We start from the raw sequence: 1,635 nt of genomic DNA, 5'->3' as shown, positions 1-1,635 counted from the left end.
ATAAGCTCAGGATCCGACATGGCTCTTATCTCCATGTCGCCCAGACTCCCCGCTGCTGCCTATGCGCGGAAGGTGCCCTCAGAACAGCGCTTACGATCATCGCAGAGTTTGAGCACCGGATCGAAGGGTTGACCAGCGGCCTAGTAGCAGCAGGTTTTCAGCGGGACGACGACTCTGCGCTGGCAGGAGTTCAGATTTCGGGCGCCATCCAAGAGGCGGCCGAAGAAATCGCCGCGGTCGCCCGCGACCAACTCTGAGGCAGTCAGCCCCCCTCAGCCGACCAAGGATACTGGACCAGCTCCAGCGCCTTCTGCTTCACCTCCAGGCTCGCTCCGCCCGAGTAGAGCCCGTAGGTCATGGTCTGCTTCTTGTGCCCCACGGTGTCGGCAGCGATGCCCTCCAGAACCCCCGCGTTCTCCATCATGGTCGCGAGGGTGTTCCTGAAGGAGTGGAAGACGTGCGACGGGCCGAACCCGAGGTCGGTCTTCAGGCGACTAAAGCGGGCCGACATGGTGTTGCTGCGGTCGCCGTACTTGTTCGCCTTCAGCCCGGAGAAGACGTAGCCGTCGCTCGACTCCTTCCGGCGCCGCTCCAGCATGTCCTTAACGGCCGGATGGATCGGCACCTGCCGAACCCCTGCCCCGGTCTTGGCGTCGCGGATGTCGATGAAGTCCTTAGCGTGCTCGACCTTCAGGGAGCATAGCTCCTCGATCCGCGCCCCAGTGTGCATCCCCAGGAGGATCAGGTCGGCCAGGAGGGCGTCTCCTTCGGCCAGGGCAGCCCGGTAGACCCGGACGGCATCCTTGGGCGTGTAGGGCGCTCTACGGTCGTCTGCGCGGCCCTTGCTGGACGCGCGGGGCAGCGAAAGCTTGTCGAAGGGGGCGCTCTCCTCGGGAACGGCCTCGATCGAGATCAGGTAGTTCCAGTAGCTCCGCACGTCGGAGACGTAGCCTTGGATGGTCTTCGGCGAGCGGCCTTCTGCGGCTTGGTCGTTGACCCACTTCTGCACCTTCTTCCGCGTCACGTCCTGCACCTTTGGGAAGTCCTCGGCGAACTTCTGGATGCGGGCCTTCCGCTGGTCGATGGTCTTCTGCTCCTTGCCATGGAGCGAGGCGCCGTAGTCGTCGAGGTGCTCCGTGAAGGGGAGCGCCGTGCCTACGGCGATGGATGCGAACCGCTCCGCCTGCTCGAACTCGGGGAGGTCATAGATGCGGTCGTCCTTCCAGTCCGCCTCCAGCCCTTCCCTCCGGATGCCCCGCTCCACAATCGACTGATAACGGGCGTCCACCTGGTCGAGGATCAGCTCGCGCTCCTCCTCGGGGGCGTGCCGCAGGGCCTCCCGGAAGTAGCGGGCATCGCGCTCAAGTGGATCGGAGGAGCCGTGGCGGGCTTGGTCTATCTCGCCTCGCCACTTGGCGTCCCAGTAGCCGGCCCGCCGCTTTGCCTCCCGATAGTCCTCGGTCCCGAGCGACTGAGTAAACCGTGCCTTCCCGCCGAACGCATGGCGCACGTCCTTCGGAATATCGTGCAGGGCGTAGTACCGCCGTACCCGTCCGGTGAGGACCGCGGGTCAGAGGCTTTCGTAGCGGCGGAGTTGGTGCGGGGTGGCCTTGTAGTGCTCGACCAGCTCTTTGA

Annotated in this window: 2 protein-coding genes and 1 pseudogene; 1 reads left to right on the top strand and 2 read right to left on the bottom strand. The window is 64.8% G+C overall.

Annotated features, from left to right (window positions below; all coding sequences use genetic code 11):
• The coding region (locus tag B9O00_RS33980; protein WP_218822993.1) for a hypothetical protein at window positions 1–257 on the top strand (257 nt) is incomplete at its 5' end.
• 5 nt (window positions 258–262) lie between these two features.
• Here the strand turns inward: B9O00_RS33980 and B9O00_RS32135 are convergent.
• Window positions 263–1,264: a tyrosine-type recombinase/integrase gene (locus B9O00_RS32135; RefSeq protein ID WP_367575478.1), complete on the bottom strand. Its 1,002-nt coding sequence runs from the start codon at window positions 1,262–1,264 to the stop codon at window positions 263–265.
• Window positions 1,265–1,396: 132 nt separating this feature from the next.
• Window positions 1,397–1,534, bottom strand: a pseudogene (locus B9O00_RS34320) (DUF6538 domain-containing protein); the annotation flags it as partial.
• Window positions 1,535–1,635 lie beyond the last annotated feature (101 nt).

This window comes from Tistlia consotensis USBA 355 (assembly GCF_900177295.1).
Lineage (GTDB): Bacteria > Pseudomonadota > Alphaproteobacteria > Kiloniellales > DSM-21159 > Tistlia > Tistlia consotensis.
Note: the sequence above shows the minus strand (reverse complement) of the source record. Positions and strands in the feature narration are given on the sequence as shown.